Genomic DNA, 25,458 nt, shown 5'->3' on the forward strand with positions numbered 1-25,458 from the left:
AATACCGGAGCAGGTTAATTCCGCTCCGGCATTTTATTTGCATTCAGTTCCTGTTATTTAACTTTTAGCTTCTTAACAAGGAGTCCGCTTCCGGTTAGGAGTGCTCCCAGTGATATGATAGTGAACAGCACACCTCCGGTTGAAGGAGTTGCCAGCGGAGCTTCCGGAGCGAGAACGATCATTTGTTCTTCCTCCGGTTCAGGTTCGACTTCGGGTTCTTCGAGTTCTACTTCAATTTCTTCATCCTGGACGTCTCCATCACCGTCTCCGTCTCCATCACCGTCACCGTCTCCGTCTCCATCACCGTCACCGTCTCCATCACCGTCGCCGTCTCCATCACCGTCACCGTCTCCATCGCCATCGCCGTCTCCATCACCGTCTCCGTCTCCATCGCCGTCTCCGTCGCCATTACTATTATCGGTTTGGTTGGTGATAACAATTGTAACTTCGTTTTCTTCTTCAGTTAACTCAAAGGGTTCGTCAGGGTTGATGCTGATAAAAGTGTATTCTTCATGTTCAACTTCGGTTACTATGTATTCTACATCGAACCTCAGACCGTCTGAGTAGCCTAGGACCGCCGGGTTATTCACACTGAAGGTAATCTCTTCATCTTCGAAATCTCCACCATTTAGCAGAGCCGTAAATTCAACATCGCTGTCTTCAATGGATATGCCTTCAGCATCGAGCAGAACTTTCTCGATTATCAACCGCGGCCGTGGCGTGTTGGTTACTATGATGGTTACAGTGTTGTTTTCGGCTGTTGTCAAATCAACTATTCCGTCTTCCGGATCCAGGGTGACTTCATAGCCTTCTGCATTCATTTCAACAAGTTTGTATTCTTTCAGGAGTAAGCCATCAACTGAAGTTGACCCTTCCCCGTTAACAACATTTACTTCCACGCCTTCCCTGACCAGTTCATCGGTCTCGGCGTCATATATATTGAAGATAAATGTCTTGTTGGATGGAATCGTTTCTTCATCATCTGCCTCGGCTTTGACCAACTTTTCGATGATCAGCGAACCGCGTTCTATTTCCTGGTTAACAATGGTTACTGTAATATAATTGCTCCCTTCGATTAGAGTAACCGATGTTTGGGAAATGCTGACAAATTCATAATCAGCATGTTCTACTTCTTCTATTGTGTATTCAACTTCGAACTCCAGGTCATCATCTAGGCCGAATTCTTTCGGATTATTTACGCTGAAAGAGAAAGTTTCTCCGCTTTCCCCGAACGCACCACCGTTGATGATAAATTCAAACTCAACGTCGCTGTTCAGTACCTCTTCTCCTTCTACATCAAGAAGTTCTTTTTCGATGGTCAGCATAGGGTCAATAACTTCGGTACCGGGGCAGTAATCAGAAATCACCAGACCTCCACCAGGTCCTTTTTCCCCTCCGAATAATTCTATTGATGCTGTCAACTCATATACATCAAAATAGGGGGTAATAAAATGCCATACTTCAGCATTTAAAGGCTCTACAGGTTGATAAGTTCCATTTCCTGATCCGCTCAGGGTTATAACAGCGTTGGTTGAATCACCTTTTGTGCTGAATATCCAGTGGATCCAGCCTTCACCATTATCAGGGCGGCCTCCTTCACCGGCTTTACTGCAGTCAATTGAGTCTTTACCTCGTCCATCCCATTCTTCAGAGTAGGTTGGCTCTCCGCCATTTTCGATCTGGGCCAGTGCGGCCAGAGGAAGTAAGAGCATGATAAGAGCAACAGTAACTGCAAAAAAAGCCATTAGCTTTTTATTCTTTAATATTGAGGTTTTCATTTTTTTAGCCTCCCTTCAGCTTGGTTGTAATACTACTTATTCGGTAGTGATTCTTGTATTGCTTATTTTAATTATATTAAAAATCCGTTATAAGTTTGTTACAAACTAATAAAAATTCAGGGAGCGGCTTATTACCGCTCCCCTGCTTATTCAATCATTTTCTATTTACTCTTGTTCTCTTTTCCCTTTCAACTTAGCAAGAACCGCTCCACCGCTGGTCAGTATTATGCTTAATGAGATTAGTGGTATCATATTACCACTTGAATCCGGAGTGGTTTCCGGAGCTTCAGGTTCCAGAACCAACTCGCCTTCCTCGGGCTCAGTTTGCGGTTCTTCAGGATCTACTTCAACAACCTCTTCAGGCTCAGTTTGCGGTATCTCCTGAGGGATTACAATCTCAGGCGTTGGCGTCGTCACCGGAGGTGTGGGGGTCGTTACCGGTGGGGTAGATACCGGTGGTGTAGGGGTGGATACCGGTGGTGTTGGCGTAGGCGTTGGCGTAGGTGTTGGTGTAGGCGTTGGCGTAGGTGTTGGATTAACAATTACTTCCGAACTGCTCATTACATATTGATGTCCTTTTGGGTTGTTTTCTGTCTGGTTGTGTGCATCAGAATAAGCTTCAAAAGTCAAGGTATTTGCTGCTTCTTCAGCAAGTGCGAGGAAGTACAGTTCAATTCTTTGGTCCAAAGAAAGCCTGTCAGATGCTCCGTCAGCCTGTAAATAAATACTTGCCGGAATTATATTTTCCGGGTCGCTATCATCTCTTGGGTTAGAATTTAACGACCAGGATTTTGAGAGTATCTCCTCATCATTCTCATCAAACAATTTGAAAGATGGTGAATTAATAAGATCCATCCCGGTTGAGAAGGTTACTTTGAAATTATCTAGATAGCTTGTATCTGATTGGCCCGGTGTTCCTGCAGCGGGATAATCGGTAACCTTTAAATCAACCTTAAAATCAATCTCATCTCCCACCTCTCCGGCATCGTGAGTTACTTCTACTTCATAGGTTGAGTGAGATGGTGGTGGTTCGTTGGCATCCTGAACTTCGACTACCACCTCTTCCTGGGCGAATACAATCATTGGGATCAACAACATTAATACAACCATCATTACAGTAACAAATTGTAACTTGTAGAGTTTAAATGTGTAGGCGTTCATTTAAAAAGCCTCCCTTCAAATTTTTAAAGCTCATAAAGGTGAGGCTGGATTCACTATTGGCTCCGCCTGTTTAAAGTGACCAGTGTAGAAAACAGGTTTCATTACCCCTCGGTTTTAAGATAATCAGATATAATAATATTATCTAATCAGTATTATATCCTAATATTATAATATAATCAAGCTGTTATATTTCTGTTACAAAATATATTTCAGATAGATTGGCTCGAATTATTAAGGGAATAAATCGGTAGATGCAATCCGGAATAGATAATAAATTACTCGGTTTCCGGGGAGAAAGTTTCGCCGGGCTGCCTGCCGGTTGGCTCCTGATTCATTCTGCTCCAGTCAATTTCACGGGCGATCTGGGTGCCAACCGGTTTCAAATCCAGGAATTTAATATAATTTAAAAAGAGGATGTTGGCCAATTGATTAGGCGGTAGAGCGAGACCCCTAAGGGTTTCTTCGGTGAGCGGAGTGGTATAAGATTCACGGGTCAGCATTAACAGATAGGCTTCGATCTGCTCCGTAACCCAATTTTCATCTTTAAGCGTGTTCCCAGTAAGTACTAGGTCGGCGCCGAACATAAAACGTTCAGGATAATCATCAACGAGCTGGCGGAATTTATCAGGATCCTTGCTGATTCTCTTTAAACCGTTTGGAGCGTAGACATTTCCAAAGCTGATGTCGGTATAGAGATTGGGGAATGTATCAAGATATTCACGCAACCTGTCACTGGCTATGCTGGATAAGATGAAGTGCGGAGCTATTACCTTCATATCCGGAAATTGGGTGAGAACCGCGATAAATTCCTCGGCAAAACCCTTTTTGCCGCCAAAGGGATTGACATGTATACAGACCGGAACAAAATTCTCCTCGCAAAAAGCATACAGGGGCAGCATTTCGGGGTCATCCATGGCAATGGGATGAAACATGTATTCATTATTTTTTGTCACATAACCATGACCGATATATAGTTTCAAGCCTGTTGCGCCCTGCTCTACCAAAGCTTTGAACTTTTCCAGCTTATCCGGGTCCAGGGGATCGACTGCAGGCCATGCTTCAAAACGATCTGGGTAAGCCCTGGCAATCTTCATTAACTCCTCATTATTCTTATCAACCTCGGTAAAACCATCTTCTTCCTTTGCTGTTAAAGTAAATTTTGAAGTGCCCATAAGGCACATTTTACCTATGCCCAACCTGTTCATGGCATGAAGATATACCGGAGCCTGACGGAATGACTGGATATGCTCGTGCACATCGATAATCATCTTATTTTCAATAAACATGTTCAAAGCCGCTAATGAATCTGCTTCATCATAGGTAAAAGAGACTTTCCGGATAATTGTTTCATCTATAGTGCTCGGAGGTGTTTCCAGGCTGTTGCTGTAATAGAGAGATGGGTCTCCAAATATATTTTCCTGAAAACCGGGAAGAAAGAATATAAAAAAAACGATTACTACAATTATCAAACCAGTGATAACACCAAATAGAGTCTGATAATCTTCAATTAGCTGTAGCAGTTTGTCGATAAACACTTTGGCCATCTGTGTTCTCCATTAACTCTTTTATTACTTTTTAGCAATCCGACCTTTCAGTACTAACTAAACGGGGGGGCTAAAGGTTAACTGCCCCCCCGTTAAATGCAATCAAACTATCTTACTTTCCCTTAAGCTTTCTCAGAATAATTCCTCCACCTGTAAACAGGAAGCTGAGCGAGAATAAGGGGATGAGGTTTCCACTGGATTCGGGAACCTGCTCCGGACGTTCCGGTTCAATAACCAACTCGCCTTCACCGGGTTCAGTGCCAGGCTCTTCCGGTTCAACAGTTACTTCTTCTTCCGGTTCTTCTTCAGGCTGAGTCTGCGGGGTTTCCTGGGCTACGGTAATTTCACCTTCGTCTTCACCCTCATCTTCGCCTTCGTCTTCACCCTCATCTTCGCCTTCGTCTTCACCCTCATCTTCACCTTCGTCTTCACCCTCATCTTCGCCTTCGTCTTCACCCTCATCTTCGCCTTCGTCTTCGCCCTCATCTTCGCCTTCGTCTTCGCCCTCATCTTCGCCTTCGTCTTCACCTTCGTCTTCGCCTTCACCAGTATCTTGTAGTCTATTAAGTACAATAACTGTTATTTCGAATTCATCATCTAAATCTTTAAGCGTGAATGTCGAAGGGGTTATACTTACTAAATCATAATCTGAGTGATCTTCTTCTGTAACTGTGTATTCTTCATCAAAGCGTAATCCATCAGAGTAGCCTAAGGTGATTGGGCTGGTATTAACACTGATAGTAATCTCTTCATCGACAAACGATCCACCGTTTAATAATACAGTAAACTCCTCATCCGGATCCCCATCATCACCTTCAAGTTCTTTTACAATATTAAGTATAGGTCTTGGAGTATTAGTAACATTGATAGTAACTTCATTTTCACCCTGAGTAAGATCAACAATACCATCAGGGGGATCCAGCGTGTAAGCATACGCAGCGTTACCCACTTCTACAATTTCATATATTTCCAAAGCTAAACCTTCAACTTTCTCAGAGCCAATACCATCTACAACGTCTACTGTTACTGTACGAACCTTGACTCCTCCTTGAATATAAATATCAAATGTAAAGGTTTTAGTTGATGGAATTGTTTCTCCTTCTGGATCTTTAATCGCTTTTTGGATGATTATTGAGCCAAGCTCAGGTTCCTGGTTTACAATAGTTACTGTAATATGATTGTTGCCTTCGGTTAGAGTAACTGATGTTTGGGATATGCTGACAAATTCATAATCATCATGTTCAACTTCACTTATGGTATATACAACATCAAACGCCAAGCCGTCGTCAGGACCAAACTCTTTCGGGCTATCGACGCTGAACGTAAATGTTTGTCCGGGATCAAACGCTCCACCGCTGATATCAAATTCAAACTCAACGTCGCTGTTTAGTACTGCTACTCCTTCTGAATCGAGCAGTTCTTTTTCGATGGTCAGCATGGGTTCAACAACCGCTTCCCCCGGGCAGTAATCAGAGATGACTAAACCACCGCCCCCACCAGCTGTTCCATAGAATGTTAGAACAGCAGTTAACCCATCAATAGGATAATATGGTGTGAAAAAATGCCAAGCATTTGATGGTGAATCATAAGGGGTATATTCTCCTGAGCCAGTTCCACCTAATGTAAGTTTTGCTTCAGGATCATCAGGAAATTCACTATGTGCTGCTGCAAAATTAAAGATCCAATGTATCCAACCTGACCCATCAGTTGGTCTGGGTCCCTCTCCAGCTTTGCTACAATCGAGGGAATCATCACCCCTTCCATCCCAAAAAACTTCAGAGAGATCATACGTAGTTTGCAAAATCATCGGTGCTGCTTCTACAAAATTGGCAACCAAATCTGCATCTTCAGCCAGCATTGAATAACTGAAAGATGCACTCGCGCTTACTTCGGTGCCATTTTTAGTCCAGTTTACAAATTCATAGCCTTCATTGGCGCTGGCTGAAATATTCACCGATTCACCTTCGGGATAACTACCACTTCCACTAACTGAACCTCCCTCTGAAGGATCGGCAGAAAGAGACAATGTATAAGATTCTACTGTAACAGTTTCTTCAGTTTTCGACTCTACTACTTTAAAATTTGCAACAAGGTTAATATCACTTGCTGGCATTATAAAAGTGAGTTCGGGCTTATCCCCGGTTCTGTCACCTGTCCATTCAACAAATTCAAATCCATCATTTGCAGTTGCTTTAACTGTAACTTCATCATCTTCCTTATATTCACCATCACCTGTGAAAGTTCCACTATTTGATGGTTCAACTGTAATATTTACCTTATATGTAGTATCAACCGCTTGAACCTGACTTGCATTTAGATCATTGTTACCGTTATCATCCCCGTTACCACCTTCGTCCTGCGCAAGTGCTGCCAGGGGCACCAGCAGCATCATGGCCGCTATCATAAAAGCGACAACCGGCATTAATTTCTTGTGCTTGATTCGAAAAGCTTTCATCTGGTTAATCGACCTCCCTTTAATTGATCAATGCAGTATGAATATAAAAATATATTGAATATAATTTCTTACCGCCTCCCGACCATACGAAATCCTCGTCATAAGTGAAAATATGCACTTAACCTATTCTAACTATATTTATAGCCAGTAAAAACCTCAGGCACATCACCCCTAAGGCTTATCTTGAATGGTAAAAAAGTATATATATTTGTTGTCCTAAGATTATAATAATTAATAATCGTTACGAGTTTGTTACAAAATAATGTTCAACAAAAAATACCCCCGCTGAACGGGGGTACTATATTGTTATTGTTTTATCTGCAAGTCTTGTAAAGCAATTTAGTCTGCTAAAGCGCCTTATCGGCCAGATCGAGGCAGGCATCGACTGCATCGAGGCCAAATTTCAGCTCCTCATCGTTAATGGCGATCGGCGGGGCGATGAACATATAGTTCCAGCGCAGGTAGACATATACGCCTTTATCGCGCAGGCACTTGTTAATCTGGCCCATGATTCCCGGATCTGGTCCGTTCCAGGGGGCAAGGGGTTCTTTTGTTTCCCGGTCTTTAACCAGTTCTATGGCGGAAAATAGGCCGATGGAGCGAACATCGCCCACCGTGGGGTGTTTCGCTTTCAGCTCTTCCAGTCCAGCCTTCAGTTTCACACCCATTTGGGCCGAATGCTCAATCAGGTTTTCTTCCTCGTATACTTTTACTGTGGCAATCCCGGCCGCACAGGCCAGGGGGTGCCCGCTGTAGGTAAGGCCAAACCAGAACATCTTGTCATCATAGTATTTGGCTATCTTTTCATTGACAACTATTGCTCCCAGGGGCACATAGCCCTGGGTTAGACCCTTGGCCATGGTCATTACATCGGGAACAACATTAAAATTGTCGATACCGAACCATTTGCCGGTTCTGCCCCAGCCGGACATTACCTCATCGGCAACCAGTAGAACGCCGAATTCATCACATATTTCCCTGATCCTGGGCAGGTACTCTTTCGGGGGAACAAATACCCCGTTGGTGCCGGTAACCGGCTCGAGGAATACGGCAGCGATTGTTTCCGGGCCTTCATAGAGCATTATTTCGCGCACATGTTCGGCGCATTCGAGTCCGCAGCCCGGGTAGGTTTTACCAAAGCTGCAGCGATAGCAGTAGGCGTCGAAGAAACGGACCACACCGGGAAGCAGCGGTTCGGCCGGGATACGTCGGGGATCTCCGGACAGGCTAAGACCACCAAGTGTTGAGCCGTGATACGAGCGGTAGCGGGACATCACCTTGAAACGTCCGGTAAATTGGCGAACCAGGTTCATGGCATTATCATTCGATTCTCCACCACCAAGAGTGAAAAATACTTTACAGAGATCGCCCGGTGTGTGCTTGACAACAAGTTCTGCAAGCTTGCCCCTGGTTTCGTTACCGAAGTTTGGAGCGATATAGCAGAGTTTGTCAACCTGCTCCTTGATTGCGGCCAAAACCCGGGGATGCTGATGACCTATATTGGTGTTTACCCACTGGGATGAAAAATCGAGGTATTTCTTTCCATCACGATCCCAGAACCAGCAACCTTTGCCGCCGACAATTTCTTCATAGGGCATGGAACCCTGGACAGCCCAGGACCGTAAAACATATTTTCTTTCGAGTTCTTCTGCTGCAGACATTGGATACCCTCCATTTATTCGACTAGATGTTTGACTTCTTCTTGACAAAGCAAATCCAATAATTGCCGTTTAAAAAGAAAAAGAGTCACTTTAACTCTGATTTTGGGTATTGGATATTAATAATGTCGATAGTCATTCAGACTATAGCATCAAGGATATAATAAAATACAACAAAAATCAATCAGGATTGTAACTTGTATCAGGTTAAGCAGTGAACCATCAGAAAAATGATCCGCTGCAATTGAAGCGGATCATTTAGATAATATCCTGTCGCTGCCAGTTCCGGTTAACAGGAGATTCCGTAAGGCATTAATCTTTCAGGTACAGCTGATTATAAAACCTTGTCAGCCAGTTCAAGGCATTCGTCAACCGCATCAAGACCAAATTTCATTTCTTCTTCATTTATAGCAATTGGCGGGGCAATAAACATGTAATTCCATCTGAGATAAGCGTAAACTCCTTTACTCTTCAGACAGGCGCCAATTTGACCGATTATCCCCGGGTCGGGGCCATTCCATGGAGCCAGTGGTTCTTTGGTTTCGCGGTTCTTAACCAGTTCGATTGAAGAGAAAAGTCCGATTGCTCGGATATCACCAACCGATGGGTGTTTATCTTTGATCTCTTCTAAACGTTTTTTGAGAATTACACCCATAGCAGCTGAGTTTTCGATTAGATTCTCTTCTTCGTAGATCTTGACTGTAGCCACTCCTGTAGCACAGGCCAGCGGGTGGCCGCTGTAGGTTAAACCACACCAGAGCATATGATCGTCAAAGTAATTGGTGATCTTATCGTTAACCACCACTGCCCCAAGAGGTACGTAGCCCTGGGTAACCCCTTTAGCCAAGGTCATAATATCCGGAACTACATTCCAGTTATCGACGCCAAACCATTTACCGGTCCGGCCCCAGCCGGTCATAACTTCATCAGCCACCATCAGCACACCGAATTCGTCACATATTTCCCTGATTCGGGGCAGATATTCCTTCGGTGGTACAAAAACACCATTGGTGCCGGTTACAGGTTCGACAAAGAAAGCAGCTACTGTTTCCGGCCCTTCGTACTGAATTATTTCCCGAACATGCTCGGCACACTCGAGACCGCAGCCTGGATATATCTGGCCAAAACTGCAGCGGTAGCAGTAGGGTTCAAAGACATGAACTACTCCGGGTATACCAGGTTCAACCGGTGGGCGACGGGGGTCACCGGTCAGGGTAATCGCCCCATAAGTCGCTCCATGATAAGATCGATAGCGGGCAAGGATTTTAAAACGTCCGGTATAGGCGCGGGCAATTTTAATCGCATTATCGTTGGATTCGGCTCCTCCCAGGGTAAAGAGGCTTTTCTGCAGATTACCGGGAGTATGTTTGGCGATCAGTTCTGCCAATTGTGCTCGGGGTTCGCTGGCATAGCTGGGAGAAATATAGCAGAGTTTGTCAGCCTGCGCTTTAAGCGCGGCGATGATTTTAGGGTGCTGATGCCCGATATTCGTGTTTATCAGCTGTGACGAGAGATCAAGGTATTTTTTACCTTCTTTATTCCAAAACCAGCAACCTTCACCTCCGACAATCTCTTCATAGGTATTTTTGCCCTGGACTGCCCACGACCTCATTACATATTTCCGTTCCAGTTCCTCAACAGTCGACATGACTTCTACCTCCAATAAATTAAAATATGGATTTAAACTGCACTGTCATTAAGGATGATCTACCTTTCATTATTACTGTTCAGTCTAAACCTAACCTGCTCAGTGTTTCAGAAAGGGGAATGCCTTCATTACTCCAACCTCTAAGTTTGTAATACTCGTAGAGCATTTTACCGAGATGGGGTAAGCTGCCGGCAGCAGCTCCTTCACCGCGGTCATGGGCTAGGAGACGAGGCGACAGTGTGTCGTCTTTGCGACTTATACCCAGCCCACAATTTATTTTACGCTTTAAATTGAAAAGCCGCTCTCCGGCTTCCATTAATTCTTTCTCGTCGAAAGTCCAGCCGGTAACCCTGGAAACCCATTCAGCAATATTTTTCGGTACGATATGTCCCCGCATTAAGAACTTACATATACCTAAAGCATTGAAAGTAATCATATAATCCTGCATCGTTTTTGCCAAAAGTGGTTTATCTTTAATCCCGTGGGGATCAAATTCATCCTTTAAACCCATCAAGGAGCCGGGAAAAGCCCTGTTCTCATTAAAATATGTAAGCCCCTCAAGGTGGCAGGCTCCCCGGTTTCCTGTGGCATAAATCAGGGCCATGCTAGTGAATGCACGGGGATCGTGATAGGCAAATTCCAATCCTTTGCTCTCAACAGCAAATTCCTCTGCCAGCGGTCCAAAAAATTTTGCGGCTCTCTTCACACCCCGTCCAAGATATTCGCCCAACCCTTCGCGGTAAGCGATCTGGTTAATCAGGGTCAGGATCGCCTCGCCATTACCCCATTCAGGTTTCAATTCGCCAAGTAATTCTGCAGGGATTAAATCATGTTCATACAGCTCCATCGCAAAAGCGATCACTGCCGAACCCGATATTGTATCAATTCCGAGCCGGTTACAAAGATCATTAGCGGTAATAACGTAAGCCGGATCATCATTTAAACACATCGCTCCAAAACCGGCGATGGTTTCATATTCAGGCCCGTGAGATATAGTACCGCTGTTGGGACCGAGAGGCACTTTCATCTCCTTACCGCAACGTATCGGACAAGCATAGCAGGCATAGTGCTTTACAAAAAACTCTTCAGCCATCGCCTGGCCCGATACTTTTGCCGCTCCTTCAGTCCAACTTCCCATTGTCCAGTTGCGGATCGGCAGATCACCCAGTTTTTCCACAACAGGAACCCCGCCTGCAGTTCCAAAATCACTCAGTCCTTTGGCCTTTTCACGAATGGTTGGCAGAACTTTTTTACGCGCTTCCGAAAGCCCGGCACTATCATTAATAGCAGGGTTGTTTTCACTCTTCTTCACCGCAATCGCTTTTAAATTCTTTGAACCCATCAGGGCACCCATTCCGCAACGGCCTGCTGCCCTTGCATCACGGCCATCGATCATAATTGCTGAAACAAGTACTTCATTTTCACCGGCCGGTCCGATAGCGGCCACTTTTACTTTTTCACCATGTTCAGCCTGCAATTTATCAACTGTAGCATAAACATCCTGACCCCATAACTCAGAAGCATCCCTAATTTCAAATTCTCCATCACCAAAATAGAAATAAATCGGTTTTTCCGCTTTTCCGGTGACTATCAAACCATCATAACCGCTCGTTTTAATTGCTGCCGGCCAGTAACCGCCGACAACTGCTTCCGCCCAGATTCCGGTGGCCGGTGACTTGCCGCAGAAAGCGGCTTTGCAGGCGGTGGGGATATTGTAACCCGTTAAAATACCGGTCATGATGATGAGCGGTGCTTCTCCCGCCAGGGGCTCAAACCGGGTATATCCCCGCTGATCGTAAAGTCTGGCCGCTAAGCCGCTACCGCCAAGAAAAAGGCGGTAATCCTCCTTAGGAACTGAAGTCTCTTTCTGCTCACTTGTCGATAAATTTATCTCTAAGATTTTTCCGTAGAAACCATACATCTACCCATCCCCTTTCAAACAATTATATATTCTTAGATCTCTTTAATGAAAGCCTATTTACTCCGTACAGGATCAATATTAGCATAAATGCAGTACTAAAAGCCACGACCATACCTCTTAGACTTTCCATAAGAGCAGGCTTGACCACTAATACCAATCCCAAGACTAACATAAGGCTTCCGGCAACAAGTTTCAGGAACCTGCCGGATTCCTCGGTTAATTTTACAGTGCGCATTTTAAGCAGAGCCAGCAAAAAAATCACAAACTCATCAGCAAAATAGATAACCAGATAGAGAGCAAATAAAAAAATGTACTCAGCAGTTGACAAGTCAAGCCCGGTGATGATACCGGTCCAGACAAAGGGAAACCCTGCAGTACAGGGCAGTTCAACCAGAGCTATACCCAAAGCCATTACAGCAGTTGCAGTAATCATGGGGATAACTGATTCTGAATATAAAACCTTCCTGACCTGACTGTAATATTTTGATTTATAACTGTCAGGAATACTCATGGAGAGGCCTTCCTTAAAGGCAAAATAGTCCTTGATGCCAAGTATCCCGAGGATAACAACAATAACCGCCACCAGGTTGCGGATCCAGAAAAGCTGTGAAGCGATCAGCATGATATTTAATGCCCCAAGCATAAACAGTCCGTAGACTATGGAAGTTACAATTAAGAATGTCAATCCTACAAGCAAAATTCTTTTTCGTGAAGCGGAATGGACGATAATCGCCAGTAAAAAAGTAAGCACGAAAAATGAGCATGGATTGAAGCCATCCAGAAAAGCAATGACTACAGTTGTTAAAATTATTGGCGAGGAAAGCAGATCAATTTCTCCGACGAGGGGAAACCGGATAACAGTTTGCTGCCTCTCCGCAATGTTCTCGTCGAAGGAGCGCTCGACCGCCGCAGCAACATCTTCCAGGATTACATCAGAATCTCCGATCCAGTATTGCTCATTGTAGATAAAGATCGGAAAAATTATCATGTCGATCCCGAACTCGGCCCTGACCTGGTTGAAATACTCCAAGTTTTCTGAGTTATAGACAACTTCGTAAACTTCAATAGGGACAGGGTATTCCTGAAACCTGACCAAATTCTCATCCGGCTCAGTGCACAAAGGGCAATAAGCCCAAAAATAATAAAGGACCTGGTCTTGAAGAATGCTTTCCGTTTCTGCAGAATTGGCATATACTAAATCATTAAAGTTCCCCGTCACTATTAGTATTGCCAGTAAGACACATATTGCGATTAATCGTATTGTTTTTCTTGAAGGCAAAAGCTTGGGCTCCTTTAACTTATTCCCAGATAAACCTTCTTCATTTCCTCATTTTTCAAAAGCTCTTGGCTGGGACCGGCAAGCGAAATACGACCATTTTCGAGAACAAAGCCTCTGCTGGCAATCTCGAGGCTTTTTTGCACATTTTGCTCAACAAGCAGAATTGTAATGCCCTGTTTGTGCAGCGTTTTAATCGCCTCGTAAACAATGTTTACAATGGTGGGCTGCAAACCCAGAGAAGGTTCATCAATCATTAAAAATTTAGGCGCCGACATCAGAGCCCGGCCAACAACCAGCATCTGCTGTTCTCCCCCGCTAAAGGTTCCTGCCATTTGGCTTTGTCTTTCTTTAAGCTTCGGAAATAGTTCAAACACCCGGTCAAGATTTTGCTTAACTTTATTGTTATCACTCTCGATGTAGGCACCGAGTTCCAGGTTTTCTTTAACTGTCATGTAGGGGAAAACCCTTCTGCCTTCAGGAATGTAGGCAAGACCTTTGGCGACAACCTTGTGAGCCTGCACTCCAACGAGCGATTCCCCTTTAAAAACAATATCGCCGGAGATCACTTTAATTGCTCCAGAAATGGTCTTCAGGATCGTACTTTTACCAGCCCCGTTAGAACCAACAAGAGCAACAAGTTCGCCCTCTTCAACGGTGAAGGAAACATCCCAGATAACCTGGACCCCTTTATAGCCAACTGATAATTTTTTAACTTCCAACATTTGCTTTTTCCTCCTTCCCGAGGTAAGCATTGATCACTCGTTCATTTTCTGAGATCTCTTCTGGCGTGCCTTCAGCGATGATCTGTCCTGTATCGAGTACAATGATTTTTTTACAGAGACTCATAATTACCCGCATCACGTGTTCAATTATAACCAGGGTGATGCCCATTTCTTCATTTACTTTACGCAAGACCTGAAGGCATTTTTCAATTTCGGTAAGGTTAAGACCGGCCATCAGTTCATCCAAAAGAAGCATTTTCGGTTTTGTTGCCAAGGCTGTTGCCAGACACAACTGCTTTTGGCGCGCTGATGTAAGACTGCCGGCAATCTTTTTGTGATCATCTTCAAAACCGGTTAACTCAAGTAGATGTTCAATTTCAAAAGGTTGATAAGAACATTTGGAAAAGCAGGATTTGCCAGCTACGGCGCCCATGACAACATGCTCGTAAACTGTTAATTCCCTGAAAACCTTGACCACCTGAAAAGTTCTGGCGATCCCCTTTTTGCAGATCAGAGAAGGTTTGAGCTTTTCAATCCGTTCGCCCTCGAATTTAATGCTGCCTGCAGTGGGCTGGTGTTCACCGGCGATCATTCCAAAAGTAGTGGTTTTGCCCGCACCATTAGGCCCGATAATACCTGTAATGCTACCTTTTTCTACCGAAAAATCAATATTGTTAACCGCAGTCAACCCACCAAACTGTTTTTTTAATCCTTTAACCTCGAGTATGTTTTCCATTACTGTGACCTCCTGAAGCGAATTCTTTTGGCCATCCCCATCAAACCTTTGGGTTCGAAAACCAAAATGGCAATCAGCGCGGCAGCCCAGATAATATATCTAAGCTCTGGAGCGTACCTGAAGAGTTCGAGAACAAAGGTAACCACTGCAGCACCGAGGACTGGACCAATCAAGGTGCCAGCACCACCGACCAGAGTCATGATTACCACCATTTCTGAAGTAAACCAGGCGAACTGCGACGGGTGAAGCAGCAGAAAAAAGTGGGCAAAAAGCGATCCGGCAAGCGCTGCCAGGGCTCCACTGATGCTGAATGAAAGAACCTTGTAGAACGAAGTATTGACTCCCAGCGATTCCGCCAGGTCTTGATCCTCGCGGATCGCCACGAAACGTTTACCGATTTCAGTTTTATAAATCAGGTAGTATAAGAAAAGAACTACCAAGATTGTAAAGATTAAAACAAAATAAAAGTATACATTCATCGAGGAAAAATCTATCGGTCCGATGTTCGGAGGAGGCTGTACGCCTCTTAAACCCATCGGCCCCCCTGTGAGCTGGTTGGTATTCAGAAACACCAGGTAAACAAAATGAGCCAGAAAAAATGTTGTAACAGCAAAGTAAGAACCCCTTAATCTTAAGGCAGGAGCCCCGACCAATACCGCAATTATAAAGCCGACAATAATAGTAATGACAAATGCCAGCCAGAAATTAAGGCCAGCCATCAAGGTCAATAGCGCTGAAGTGTAGGCACCCAGGCCGAAAAAAGCGCCCTGTGAAAATGACAGCTGGCCGGTATAGCCAAAAATAAGGTCATAACTGGCTGTCAGCATCGCATATAACAAAGCCAGGGTAGCTACATAAATCACATAGCGGGAAAAAAACACCGGCACAAAACTTATTGCCACTACTACAACCAGTGCAGCTATCCACATTCGGTAATTTATTTTATTTGTAATGGTAGAATTACTTTTCGCCAGTTCCATAATTTCACCTCTCATATCACATTATCAAACAGCTCATAGCCTACTCTGACAGACTATGTAGCCCGAAGATTATTCTTTCCGCGAGCCAAACAGACCCTGCGGCCTAAAAATTAGGACGATCAAGAGAATAATAAAAGCATAGCCATGCTGGTATGATGTAGAGATATAGCCTGCCCCCAAGCTTTCCAGTACACCTAGCCCCATACCGGCAATTAAAGTACCACCGAGGCTTCCTTTACCACCCAGGATAACAACTACAAGAGCTTTTAATAAAGGCAATTCACCCATCATCGGATAAACAGCAAATACAGGTGCAATCAAGGTTGCCGCTATTCCGGACAGTGCTCCTCCCATGGCGAATATAATCGAAAAAACCTTATTTATATCAATACCCATCCAGGGCGCTACTTCGATATCCTGGGTTGCTGCCCTGATTGCTTTTCCGGTTTTGGTTTTTTTCAAAAACAAGTTGATAACAACAAAAAGAATAATAACAACAACAATAATCATCAATCTCTGGTAAGAAACACCCACGCCGAAAATGTTTACTACTCCTTTTATGTAGTGTTCGAGATTCAAGGATTTTGCGGTCCAGAGATAGATAGCCAGGTTGGCCAGCAGGAAAAAGAGAGCTATCGCACATAAAAGCTGAATGTGGTCTGTTCTGCCCCGCCAGCGACGGTAGAGCAATTTTTCAAAACTGTAAGCCATAATTGCCCCAACCAGCGCTGCAACAAGCATCGCGATGTACCAGGGTATGCTTAATGAAGTAATGCAAAAATATACTACGTAGGCTGCAATTACATAAATACCGCCCTGGCTGAAATCCGGGATGTCGGTGATACTCCAGATCAGGTTCAGACCTAAAGCTATCAGGGCGTAGATTGAGCCTAAAACCAGCCCGTTTATTATGTATAATTCCAAACTGAACTCTCCTTTCTGTAACATAGAGGTAAGTTCTTAAAACCTTTAGATGGCAGGCTGTATAATCAAGGAAGAACAAACGCAGGTACAAATAGTGCAAAACCTGCGTTTGCTCTTCAATGTATCTGTTGCTTAATCCAATATCAGGTGTATAGATTTATAGTTCTACGTTCATTGTCAGGTGATCCAATTATTTAACCAAAACCATATCTCCATCTTCCCACCTGATCAGATAAGGCACATAGAATCCCTGGTTCTGATAGCCATCGAAATCCTTGAATTCTGTAAAGCCGGCAAGCGTTTCATAAGTTCCGGCTTTCAGAGCATCCCTGATGTCTTTCGGGTCCAGTGACTGGGCTCTTGTTATTGCATCCGCTAAAACATACACCCCGTCGTAGGCAAAGATGATCGCGTAATGTAACGGTGCATTATACCTGGATAATACTGCAGCTTCCAGTTCGGCAGGCGCTTCCCCGTAAAGGGCAATAGCGTAGGTTCCTTCCAGCACTTCAGCTCCGGCCAGATCCAGCATTTCGTACGATGCCATTTCTTCCGCCCCATAGAAAGCAACATCCGGAATCATGCCCATTTCATAAGCCTGCTCCAGGAGCAACGCACCTTCAGTCGATGTGCCTACATAGCCAACCATGTCAGGTTCAAGCTGACTGATTTTGCTGAGCAAAATTGTATAGTCGGTTGTGCCGCGCTCAAAGTACTCTTCTGCCACGGTTTCCACACCAAATTCGATCAGCCCTTCCTGATGAGTTTCAACCCAGGAACGGCCGTAATCGTCATTTACAGCTACAAAAGCAATAGTAGCCGGTTGGATAGCTTCAAAAATTGGTCCTGCGGCCAGTGGGCTCATCAAGGCCATGTCAGGCCTCATCCTGAAAAAGTATGGATGTCCGGGCTTGGTAACGGCTTCTGCTGCACATTCAATGGTGATACCCGGCACTTCATATGAATCGGCCAAGGGAGCAATAGCCATGCAGCAGGAACTGCAGTGGTCACCGAGGAATGCTACTACTCCATCTTCCAGAATCATTTTATGAACCGAAGCAACCGACTGGGTAGGTTCACAGACACTGTCATAGCGAACAATCTCGATCGTATATACCTCTCCATCGATTACTATTCCCTGGGCGTTTACTTCGTCTACAGCAATTTCAACGCCCCTCAAACCGTTGGTGCCAAACTCAGCGGCCGGTCCAGTGAATGGTGCAACGTAACCGATCTTAATTACATTATCTCCGGTAACTGTTTCCAGTTCGGTATCAGTGTCTGGAACGCCGCTATCAGTCTGGCAGCCAAGCACCATAAAGATTACCAGCAGCATAATCAAACATAATAGAAATATTTTTGAAATCCTCAAATGGAATATTCCTCCTTGTGATTCGAAATTAACCCGCCTTTAACTGTTGAAAACCACCCACCTTAAATAATTGAGTTTAGCCAGCACCACCCCCTACAAAATATTTTCGAAAACTGCAGAGCGTTATGGGATACTTTCGGTAGAATAAGTAAATAATAAGTATTTAATTGCATTATTCATGCCAGAATTGCACAATTCATGCAATACTAAATATTATATTTTTTAAGCCTTGACATCGTCTTATTTATTCTTTATTAAGGAGGTATAAGGATAAGGGTGAAGAAATAGCCGGGGAAACAAGTGAATTTTATCACAATTTAATTAAGGCAAAGATGAATTATGCTGAGTCTTTTTTGACTCACGCTAAATCGGAGGAATAAAAAGAAATAAGGGAAAGCTTCTGATGAACTTCCCCTTATTTCTTTTTATTCTCATGCCAGCATGAGCATTCTAACCAATCAGCTTAATGATCTTATTTACGCCCTCCCCGGCATTCTCCGCGTAAGCATCGGCGCCGATTTTTTCCGCCCAGCGTACGGTAACCGGTGCGCCTCCGACAATGGTTTTGTACTTGCTCTTCAAACCTTCCTTGACTAGGGCATCTTCCAGCTCTTTCTGTTTGACCATCGTCGTAGTTAAAAGAGCGCTGGTGCCGATAACATCAGCCTTGAACTCTTCGGCCTTGGCAATAATGTCCAGCGTTGGCACATCGCGGCCCAAATCCAAGATATTAAAGCCATTTGCTACGAGCAACGATACAACAATTGCCTTACCGATATCGTGGATATCTCCCTCTACCGTAGCAATGAGCACGTTGCCCTTGTTACTTTCCGCTCCACCGGTAATGGCGGTATTGAGAATCTCCGTAGCTTTTTTTACCACTTCCGCGACCTGGATCAGTTCGGGTAAAAAGAGTTCGCCGCATTCGAACATGTCGCCGACCTGCTTGATCCCCACCACGTATCCTTCATTAATTACCTGAAGAGGATCCATTTTCTGTTCCAACGCCTGGCGGGCTAACGCTTCAGCACCGGCTTCGTCTCCTCCAACCACTGATTCGATAATTTTTTTAATAAAATCAATGTTATCTGCCATTAATTAGCCTCCTAACGCCACCCGGTTTTTCTTAAAAATCGGCTTACAGAATTTATTTCAAGGTCCAGCAACTGCGCAATGCGAAACTTTGCTTCAATCCCTCTCGACTGCTCACCCATCCCGCTATAAACCGTAGCAATATCTAAGGCCTGGCGCACTTCATTCATGATCACTTCGTTAGAAAGATCGGTTACCGAAACTTTTAACTTTCCGGCTACATATTCCTTGGCTTCGTTTAGACGCATCTTCTTCGACATTTGCATCCGGGCCACCAGATCTCCGGCAGTCCGTATTCCACCCATGCCAGAAGCATGCATATGAGTTAAAGCCATCCCGGCAGGATCGCCGTAGCCTACCTATAACCCGTCGAGTTTACCGACTTCAGCCATGGCCGTTGAAACTCGCGATACACAATCGATCGGCGGGGTCATTACCAGCGGTACCGCCCCGACCCCCATGCCAACGTTAGCGTGAACAGGGATATTTGCCGCCTCTACACAGGCCTTGCAAAAAGTAACGGCTCTTCCTAAGTTCCAGGGGAACGAACGGCTGCTGTTAGTGTTAACCACGGCGCCAAAAATACTGGCCCCCGCTTTTTCGGCCAGTTTAACCTGCTGGTGCGGGTAAAGACCGGCCAGGCGCACCCCGTCGTAAGACAGCTGTCCGTGAAAACCGAGGACAAATTCACCGGCCATGCCGATTTCGATCGCCATATCGGGATACTTGGCCCGCAACTGTTCACAGGCCAATAACGTTGCCTGAAACTCGGCATCACCGGCCGCTGCTGTGGTATCAAAGTTGATCCCGTCGGCCCCGGCTTCATAAACGCCGCTGCCGACAAAAACCATATCTTTAACAGCATACTCAACCGCTTCTTCCTGGGCCGCCCTTGCTTCGGCAATCTTGCCAGCCGGCAAAAGTTCAGCGGCATTGGGGCAGGGTCCGTCAGGCTGAGTGTATAGCGGCAGGTTTGGCATCGCCCCGTAGAAGAGCGGCGCTGTTGTAACTAGGGAAGTTTCAGCAACCGCGTACTGCTCCTCGGGCACAATCATCTTGATCGGTTTGAAACTGTAATGAACATAAGCCAGCTCCAGCGTGTCAGCAGCAAAAGCCCGCTCGTAAATCTGCATAATCTGGGGCATGCCGATCGGAATCCCTAGACGGGTGATTTTAAGGGTTCCTGAATCATAAGTTAAGATCAGCTCGTTGCCATGCTGCACGCTGACAAATTTTTGCGGACGGCAGCAGATATCGACAATACAGTCGATTTCATCTGTAAAAAGAGGCTCGATCTTGCCGCGTTTAACAGCATCCTCCACTCCCTCCTGAACATCTGCTTTTACTTCTTCTTCACTCATCGTTACAAAGTATCCATCACCCATTCTGGTTACAATCAATTAAGAACACCTCTTTTACTATCGTTGATATTTAATAACCTAAAATCTGAATTTCACCAATGGAATGGCTAAGAAATATATAGTGCAATTTTTCTGCCAAGTCCTGAAAAATAGAAATTGCTTTAGTTAGCGTAGGTGTTGAGAATAAAGATATGATATAAATTCGAGCGGGGATGAATAATCGGAGATCTCCGACATATAACCGGACATAATAAAAACTTATGCTAAGTCATTTATGACTTAGCAATAAAAATTATTGCTTTACCATTTATTTAGCATTATTGTCATTAAGATATTTGCGGATTTTCCTGATAGCACTGCTCTGGCTGATTCCAAGAGAACTGGCCACTTTGTAAGAACTGCCGTGTTTTTTGTAACTGTTTGTCACAAGCTCCCGTTCTACCGCTTCGAGAGTAGTTTCAAGCCTGGAATTTTCCAGCGGGAAAAATAACTTTTTACTGTGCTGGGTGATATGAGGGGGCAGATGTTCTATCTTAATTTCTCTGGTCGTAACAGTGACGGTTAATAACTCTGTCAGATGCTTAAGTTCCCTTACATTACCCGGCCAGTTGTAATTAACCAGAACATTTATAGCATCGGTTGTGAGTTTGATTTTACGGCTGTGTTTTTCAGAAAAAATTCCTAAATAGTGATTGAGTAAGGTCGGAATATCTGTTTTACGCTCGCGCAGAGGGGGAATTTCGATTGACAGCACACAAAGCCTGTAATAAAGATCCTCACGAAAAGCCCCTTCGCCAATCATCCTTTTCAGGTCGCGGTTTGTTGAAGCAATAATCCGAACATTAACTTCCTCAACAGCGCTGGATCCGATTGGGGTAAATTTCTGCTCTTCAATAACCTGCAAGAGTTTCGGCTGCAAAGAAAGTGGTACCTCTCCAATTTCATCTAAAAAAATTGTGCCCCTGTCGGCAAGTGAGAACCGTCCAATTTTGCCCTTCGGGCTTGCGCCGGTAAAAGCGCCGGACTTGTAACCAAAAAGTTCGGATTCAATTAATTCCTGCGGCAGCGCTGCGCAGTTGATTTTTAAAAACTGCTTGTTCCGCCTGCTGCTTAAGTCATGCACCTGCCTGGCAAAAAGATCCTTGCCGGTTCCAGTTTCACCTTGCAGCAAAACGACGCTTTCAGTCTGGGCAATACGCCTGGTCATCTGCAATAGCTCTGCAATCGGTGAATCTCCGGCATACACCAACTGACTGCTTTCGACTTCAGCGCTTTTTTTCATGCAAAGTCCTGTCTGCTTATTATGCACTTTCTGCTTAATATCATGATAACTTTTTTTCATATCCTCAAGAGCAGTAACATCCCTGGAGTTGCAAATGACCATCTCAATTTCATTTTTATTATTAAAAATAGGGGTGGCAGTGAGCATCAGTTTTTTCCCGATCCCGGTTTCTTGATCAATCGTAATCTTTTTCTTTTCCCGCAGGACCATCGGTGTTACTGCCGGATAATAAATACCTCTTTCCTCGAGTTCCCAAACGCTCTTTCCAATCATCTCCGATACCGGTATGCCGTAGTGACTTTCGCTTACCGGATTGGCGAAAATTATTATTCCCTTACCGTCGGTGATAAAAACCTCGTCGCAGGAACCATTAATTATCGTTTCATAAAAATTGATCTTCTTTTTTAAATCCTTAATGGATTCGTTTACCTGAGGTTCACCAATCTGTTCTTTATCTTGTAGAATAGCCAGATAAATAAAAGGTAGTTCCTGGGCATGTCGAATTTCACTTACTCTAACCAGATAAGTTATTTTTTGGCCTTTAGATAAGAATGAGTTTCCATCCTGCATTAATTCTCCAGGCCAGATTTTGCTCCAACTGTCGCCAATGGTTATAGAATAATCTGCATTACCACTTTTTTGTACACCACAAACATACCCTTCCTGATTGAAGAGAACAGCATAAAAAGAATTTTTCTGTTCTTTCCTTTTCATCAAAATGTCTCCATGATTAACTGATCATACAAGATCAGTCAAAGTGTAGTTGCCCAAGAGTCGATCAGTTAGCCGCCACAGATGTAAGGAACAACAGTAACAATATCACCTTCTTTTAAGTTGTCGGTGATAGAGACGCTTCTGCTGTTGACAATAAATTCAGCGGTCAGCAAGCCCCGTTCATCAAGCAGGGCATAGCCGAAAAGCTCCCGGTGCTTGGTGTTGAGGTAGCCGGCCAGATCCTCAAGGTTAAGCTGCTCAACATCCAGCTCGAATGGATATACACCCTGATCACCTTTTTTGCGATATGGCGGCATCAATTTAACAATGATTTTCATAATCATTTATTTCGCTTCGCTGCCGATGAATCCTTCTGCCCCACGGAAAATAAGAGTTTGAAATTAGCTTTTGTTACTGCTAAACTGGAAGGCAGGTTTAGTAACAACCTACAGAATCAACATCATTTTATGCTGGAGATGATCGTCCGGATGTTTTTTATTTTTACCGCTTACTTTTTATCAATTATGAATCTGACTTCGATCAAGATTCTGCTGCCCGATATCATGGCCGACCTTGGGGTGAGTCTGAACTGGCTAACCTGGGTTGTTAACGCCTATACCCTTCCGGTCGCCGCTTTAATACCGATCGCCGGCAGGGTGGGTGATATGTACGGACCGAGACGCTTCTTCCTGGCCGGGCTATTTGTTCTCGGGATAGGCTCCCTGCTCTGCGGCACAGCTTTTTCCCTTTCCTGGCTTTTAGTGGGAAGGGTTGTACAGGCTCTCGGGGCAGCGATGCTGGTTCCCAATTCCCTGGCCATTTTGCTGTCGAAGACAGAAGAGGGACAAAGGGGTAAGATTCTCGGCATATGGGGTAGTATCGGCGCTGCCGGAGCGGTTATCGGTCCGGTTGTCTCCGGCTACCTTGCTGACCTCTTCTCATGGAGGGGCTCTTTTCAGATTATAGCTGTTGTCGCCGTAATTATCGTTATCGCTGCCGGGAGGCAGATGATTGCAAATAAAGAACTGGGCACCTATGTTAGAGGAACCAAGGGGAACTTTGATGTTACCGGAGCATTACTGCTGATCAGCTCAACGGCAACCCTTCTTTTAGGGATTACCCTCCTGCCTGATTGGGGATGGCAGAACAACTGGATAAGGATCAGCATGGTCGCCTTTGTCCTGATGATTTACGCTTTTTACCGGACTGAGAAGGCATCGAGCGACCCCCTGCTCAGCCCTGTGCTGATGCGTGATCCAAGATTTAACCTGGGTTTGTTCGTCGGCTTTATTGAACAGTTTGTTGTTGCTGGCACTGTCTTTGTTATGCCCATCTTCTTCAATACTGTTCAGGGGCAGAGCGCTTCAGCAACCGCTCTCTTACTAACCCCGGCAGCAATCACGGTTGCCCTGGTTTCACCAGTCGGCGGCCGCATAGCCGATCGCTTCGGACCCGGCCTGCCAATTTTGTTTGGAATGATCATCCGTTCCGGTTCATTTCTGATGCTCTCCCAGATAACCACCGAAACAGCTTATCCATTTATTGCCGTTGGGTTGGCCTTAAATGGGTTGGGTTTCGCCCTGACCCACACTCCGGCCCTCTATTCGGTTCTCTCTACGGTAAGTTCCAATGAGCACGGCATAACCAGTGGGGTACATAATATGGTTCGCTTTACCGGAGCGGCAGCAGGAACAACAATCGGTGGGATCATACTCTACGCACTAATGCCTGCTTCATTTGAGGGTTTGACCGGGCCGATCCCCGGTTTCAGGGATGTCTACTACTTAACTGCAGCCGTATGTTTACCGGGGGTTGCAGCGGGAGTCTACCTGACCTGGCTGCGAAGGGTTACATTGGAGAGAAAATTAATTCTTAACAAACTGCAGAGAGAAAGAATCTAAAGGGTTTATAACCTGCTACCGGGTATTTAACTTTTCTTTTACCGCCCTGAATCCGGAAATAATATCGAGCAACTCTTCGGTTATTGCCGCCTGCCGTTCCTGCTGGAATGATGTCTTCAGTTGATCGAGCCGTTCATTGATGTTTTTTTCAGCCGCCTGCATCGCTGCCAGGCGGCTTGTATTTTCTGCGGCAAGAGAGAGGGCACAAGCACGGTAAAGCGAAACAAAAAAATACTGGCGCAGCAGGGAAGATAACAGCCGGGAGGGTTTCATGGTATAGGTGGGCAGCGATCTCGATTCCCACTCAAGCCTGGTATCCCGCAGCTGGGAAAGATTTACCGGAAGCATAACTTCCGCCTGTGGACTGAATCCACCGGTAACCGGACGATTGTAGAAGAGCAAAACCTTTTCAGCACCATCACTGAAACGCCACTTTTCAATCTGCTCCAGAAGCTGCTGGATGAAAGGGGTTATGGCCGAAATCGAGGTAGGCATATGAAAACTACGGACAAGATTGGCCCCGGTAGCACTGACCCTGGTGATAACCTGCTCGCCTGCGGCTGCAACCATAGCACTGGGGGTAAGATGAAAACTCCCGGTTTCCCCGTCAGCTTCACCGCTGTATTCTTCGAGAGCAAAAGTGACGATCTGCTCGTTGAAACGCCCGGCCAGGCCGTGGTCTGAACCGAATATCAGCATCAGGGTTGGGATTTCCCGGCCATCTTTCCGGGCTACCGGAGTTTCCATCTCTGAAGAAAGTACAACGGATAGGCCCAATTCAACCGTATGGTAGTAGTCATCGAGTGATTCTGCTGCTTTTTCGTACTGGCGCACACTTGTTGCCGCCAGCGCTTTCATCGTTCTGACGATTGATGAGAGATCCTCTCCGCTGGAGATCTGTTTCTGCAGGGTTTCTAATGTTGAGCTCAA

18 protein-coding genes and 1 pseudogene are annotated in these 25,458 nt (G+C 45.0%); 1 reads left to right on the forward strand and 18 read right to left on the reverse strand.

What is annotated here, in order from left to right; all coding sequences use genetic code 11:
* Window positions 1-53: 53 nt before the first annotated feature.
* From SCJ97_06710 to SCJ97_06790, 17 genes and pseudogenes are all read right to left on the reverse strand, one after another.
* A complete protein-coding gene (locus tag SCJ97_06710) occupies window positions 54-1,778 on the reverse strand; it encodes a hypothetical protein (GenBank protein ID MDW7739732.1) in 1,725 nt (574 codons plus the stop codon).
* Window positions 1,779-1,943: 165 nt separating this feature from the next.
* Entirely contained in the window at window positions 1,944-2,939 is a 996-nt protein-coding gene (locus SCJ97_06715) for a hypothetical protein (GenBank protein ID MDW7739733.1), read from the reverse strand.
* 275 nt (window positions 2,940-3,214) lie between these two features.
* Window positions 3,215-4,483: an amidohydrolase family protein gene (locus SCJ97_06720; protein ID MDW7739734.1), complete on the reverse strand. Its 1,269-nt coding sequence runs from the start codon at window positions 4,481-4,483 to the stop codon at window positions 3,215-3,217.
* A gap of 112 nt (window positions 4,484-4,595) precedes the next feature.
* Window positions 4,596-6,938 (reverse strand): InlB B-repeat-containing protein, encoded by a 2,343-nt coding sequence (locus tag SCJ97_06725; protein ID MDW7739735.1) that lies wholly within the window; start codon window positions 6,936-6,938, stop codon window positions 4,596-4,598.
* A 347-nt stretch (window positions 6,939-7,285) separates the two neighbouring features.
* The gene (locus SCJ97_06730; protein MDW7739736.1) at window positions 7,286-8,599 is read right to left on the reverse strand and encodes an aminotransferase class III-fold pyridoxal phosphate-dependent enzyme; all 1,314 of its coding nucleotides are present in this window, start codon (window positions 8,597-8,599) and stop codon (window positions 7,286-7,288) included.
* A 331-nt stretch (window positions 8,600-8,930) separates the two neighbouring features.
* A complete protein-coding gene (locus SCJ97_06735) occupies window positions 8,931-10,244 on the reverse strand; it encodes an aminotransferase class III-fold pyridoxal phosphate-dependent enzyme (protein MDW7739737.1) in 1,314 nt (437 codons plus the stop codon).
* A gap of 79 nt (window positions 10,245-10,323) precedes the next feature.
* The gene (locus SCJ97_06740; GenBank protein ID MDW7739738.1) at window positions 10,324-12,165 is read right to left on the reverse strand and encodes an aldehyde ferredoxin oxidoreductase family protein; all 1,842 of its coding nucleotides are present in this window, start codon (window positions 12,163-12,165) and stop codon (window positions 10,324-10,326) included.
* Between the two features lie 22 nt (window positions 12,166-12,187).
* Complete coding sequence (locus SCJ97_06745; GenBank protein MDW7739739.1) at window positions 12,188-13,261, reverse strand: hypothetical protein; 1,074 nt, start codon at window positions 13,259-13,261, stop codon at window positions 12,188-12,190.
* Between the two features lie 197 nt (window positions 13,262-13,458).
* Window positions 13,459-14,166, reverse strand: a complete 708-nt coding sequence (locus SCJ97_06750) for an ABC transporter ATP-binding protein (GenBank protein MDW7739740.1) — start codon at window positions 14,164-14,166, stop codon at window positions 13,459-13,461.
* Entirely contained in the window at window positions 14,153-14,902 is a 750-nt protein-coding gene (locus SCJ97_06755; protein ID MDW7739741.1) for an ABC transporter ATP-binding protein, read from the reverse strand. The genes SCJ97_06750 and SCJ97_06755 overlap by 14 nt, the downstream gene beginning before the upstream one ends.
* Complete coding sequence (locus SCJ97_06760; GenBank protein MDW7739742.1) at window positions 14,902-15,882, reverse strand: branched-chain amino acid ABC transporter permease; 981 nt, start codon at window positions 15,880-15,882, stop codon at window positions 14,902-14,904. The genes SCJ97_06755 and SCJ97_06760 overlap by 1 nt, the downstream gene beginning before the upstream one ends.
* 69 nt (window positions 15,883-15,951) lie before the next feature.
* Window positions 15,952-16,806, reverse strand: a complete 855-nt coding sequence (locus tag SCJ97_06765; GenBank protein ID MDW7739743.1) for a branched-chain amino acid ABC transporter permease — start codon at window positions 16,804-16,806, stop codon at window positions 15,952-15,954.
* Window positions 16,807-16,996: 190 nt separating this feature from the next.
* A complete protein-coding gene (locus SCJ97_06770) occupies window positions 16,997-18,178 on the reverse strand; it encodes an ABC transporter substrate-binding protein (protein ID MDW7739744.1) in 1,182 nt (393 codons plus the stop codon).
* A gap of 450 nt (window positions 18,179-18,628) precedes the next feature.
* Window positions 18,629-19,273 (reverse strand): cobalamin-dependent protein, encoded by a 645-nt coding sequence (locus tag SCJ97_06775; protein MDW7739745.1) that lies wholly within the window; start codon window positions 19,271-19,273, stop codon window positions 18,629-18,631.
* An 11-nt stretch (window positions 19,274-19,284) separates the two neighbouring features.
* A pseudogene (gene mtbB / locus SCJ97_06780) lies at window positions 19,285-20,655 on the reverse strand ([dimethylamine--corrinoid protein] Co-methyltransferase).
* A 283-nt stretch (window positions 20,656-20,938) separates the two neighbouring features.
* On the reverse strand, window positions 20,939-22,627 hold the full coding sequence (locus SCJ97_06785) for a sigma 54-interacting transcriptional regulator (GenBank protein ID MDW7739746.1): 1,689 nt from the start codon (window positions 22,625-22,627) through the stop codon (window positions 20,939-20,941).
* Between the two features lie 68 nt (window positions 22,628-22,695).
* Window positions 22,696-22,965, reverse strand: a complete 270-nt coding sequence (locus SCJ97_06790) for a hypothetical protein (protein ID MDW7739747.1) — start codon at window positions 22,963-22,965, stop codon at window positions 22,696-22,698.
* A 57-nt stretch (window positions 22,966-23,022) separates the two neighbouring features.
* Between SCJ97_06790 and SCJ97_06795 the strand changes: the two genes are divergently transcribed.
* Window positions 23,023-24,528: an MFS transporter gene (locus SCJ97_06795; protein ID MDW7739748.1), complete on the forward strand. Its 1,506-nt coding sequence runs from the start codon at window positions 23,023-23,025 to the stop codon at window positions 24,526-24,528.
* 15 nt (window positions 24,529-24,543) lie between these two features.
* Here SCJ97_06795 and SCJ97_06800 read toward each other — a convergent pair whose 3' ends face one another.
* Window positions 24,544-25,458 (reverse strand): F0F1 ATP synthase subunit gamma, encoded by a 915-nt coding sequence (locus tag SCJ97_06800; GenBank protein MDW7739749.1) that lies wholly within the window; start codon window positions 25,456-25,458, stop codon window positions 24,544-24,546.

The sequence above is a fragment of the Bacillota bacterium genome (genome assembly GCA_033549065.1).
GTDB lineage: Bacteria > Bacillota > Dethiobacteria > DTU022 > DTU022 > JAWSUE01.

Excerpts from the sequence above, each read along its gene's own strand:
- SCJ97_06710 (MDW7739732.1), bottom strand. The coding sequence starts at position 1,778 with ATGAAAACCTCAATATTAAAGAATAAAAAGCTAATGGCTTTTTTTGCA.
- SCJ97_06715 (MDW7739733.1), bottom strand. The coding sequence starts at position 2,939 with ATGAACGCCTACACATTTAAACTCTACAAGTTACAATTTGTTACTGTA.
- SCJ97_06720 (MDW7739734.1), bottom strand. The coding sequence starts at position 4,483 with ATGGCCAAAGTGTTTATCGACAAACTGCTACAGCTAATTGAAGATTAT.
- SCJ97_06725 (MDW7739735.1), bottom strand. The coding sequence starts at position 6,938 with ATGAAAGCTTTTCGAATCAAGCACAAGAAATTAATGCCGGTTGTCGCT.
- SCJ97_06730 (MDW7739736.1), bottom strand. The coding sequence starts at position 8,599 with ATGTCTGCAGCAGAAGAACTCGAAAGAAAATATGTTTTACGGTCCTGG.
- SCJ97_06735 (MDW7739737.1), bottom strand. The coding sequence starts at position 10,244 with ATGTCGACTGTTGAGGAACTGGAACGGAAATATGTAATGAGGTCGTGG.
- SCJ97_06740 (MDW7739738.1), bottom strand. The coding sequence starts at position 12,165 with ATGTATGGTTTCTACGGAAAAATCTTAGAGATAAATTTATCGACAAGT.
- SCJ97_06750 (MDW7739740.1), bottom strand. The coding sequence starts at position 14,166 with ATGTTGGAAGTTAAAAAATTATCAGTTGGCTATAAAGGGGTCCAGGTT.
- SCJ97_06755 (MDW7739741.1), bottom strand. The coding sequence starts at position 14,902 with ATGGAAAACATACTCGAGGTTAAAGGATTAAAAAAACAGTTTGGTGGG.
- SCJ97_06760 (MDW7739742.1), bottom strand. The coding sequence starts at position 15,882 with ATGGAACTGGCGAAAAGTAATTCTACCATTACAAATAAAATAAATTAC.
- SCJ97_06775 (MDW7739745.1), bottom strand. The coding sequence starts at position 19,273 with ATGGCAGATAACATTGATTTTATTAAAAAAATTATCGAATCAGTGGTT.
- SCJ97_06785 (MDW7739746.1), bottom strand. The coding sequence starts at position 22,627 with ATGAAAAGGAAAGAACAGAAAAATTCTTTTTATGCTGTTCTCTTCAAT.
- SCJ97_06790 (MDW7739747.1), bottom strand. The coding sequence starts at position 22,965 with ATGAAAATCATTGTTAAATTGATGCCGCCATATCGCAAAAAAGGTGAT.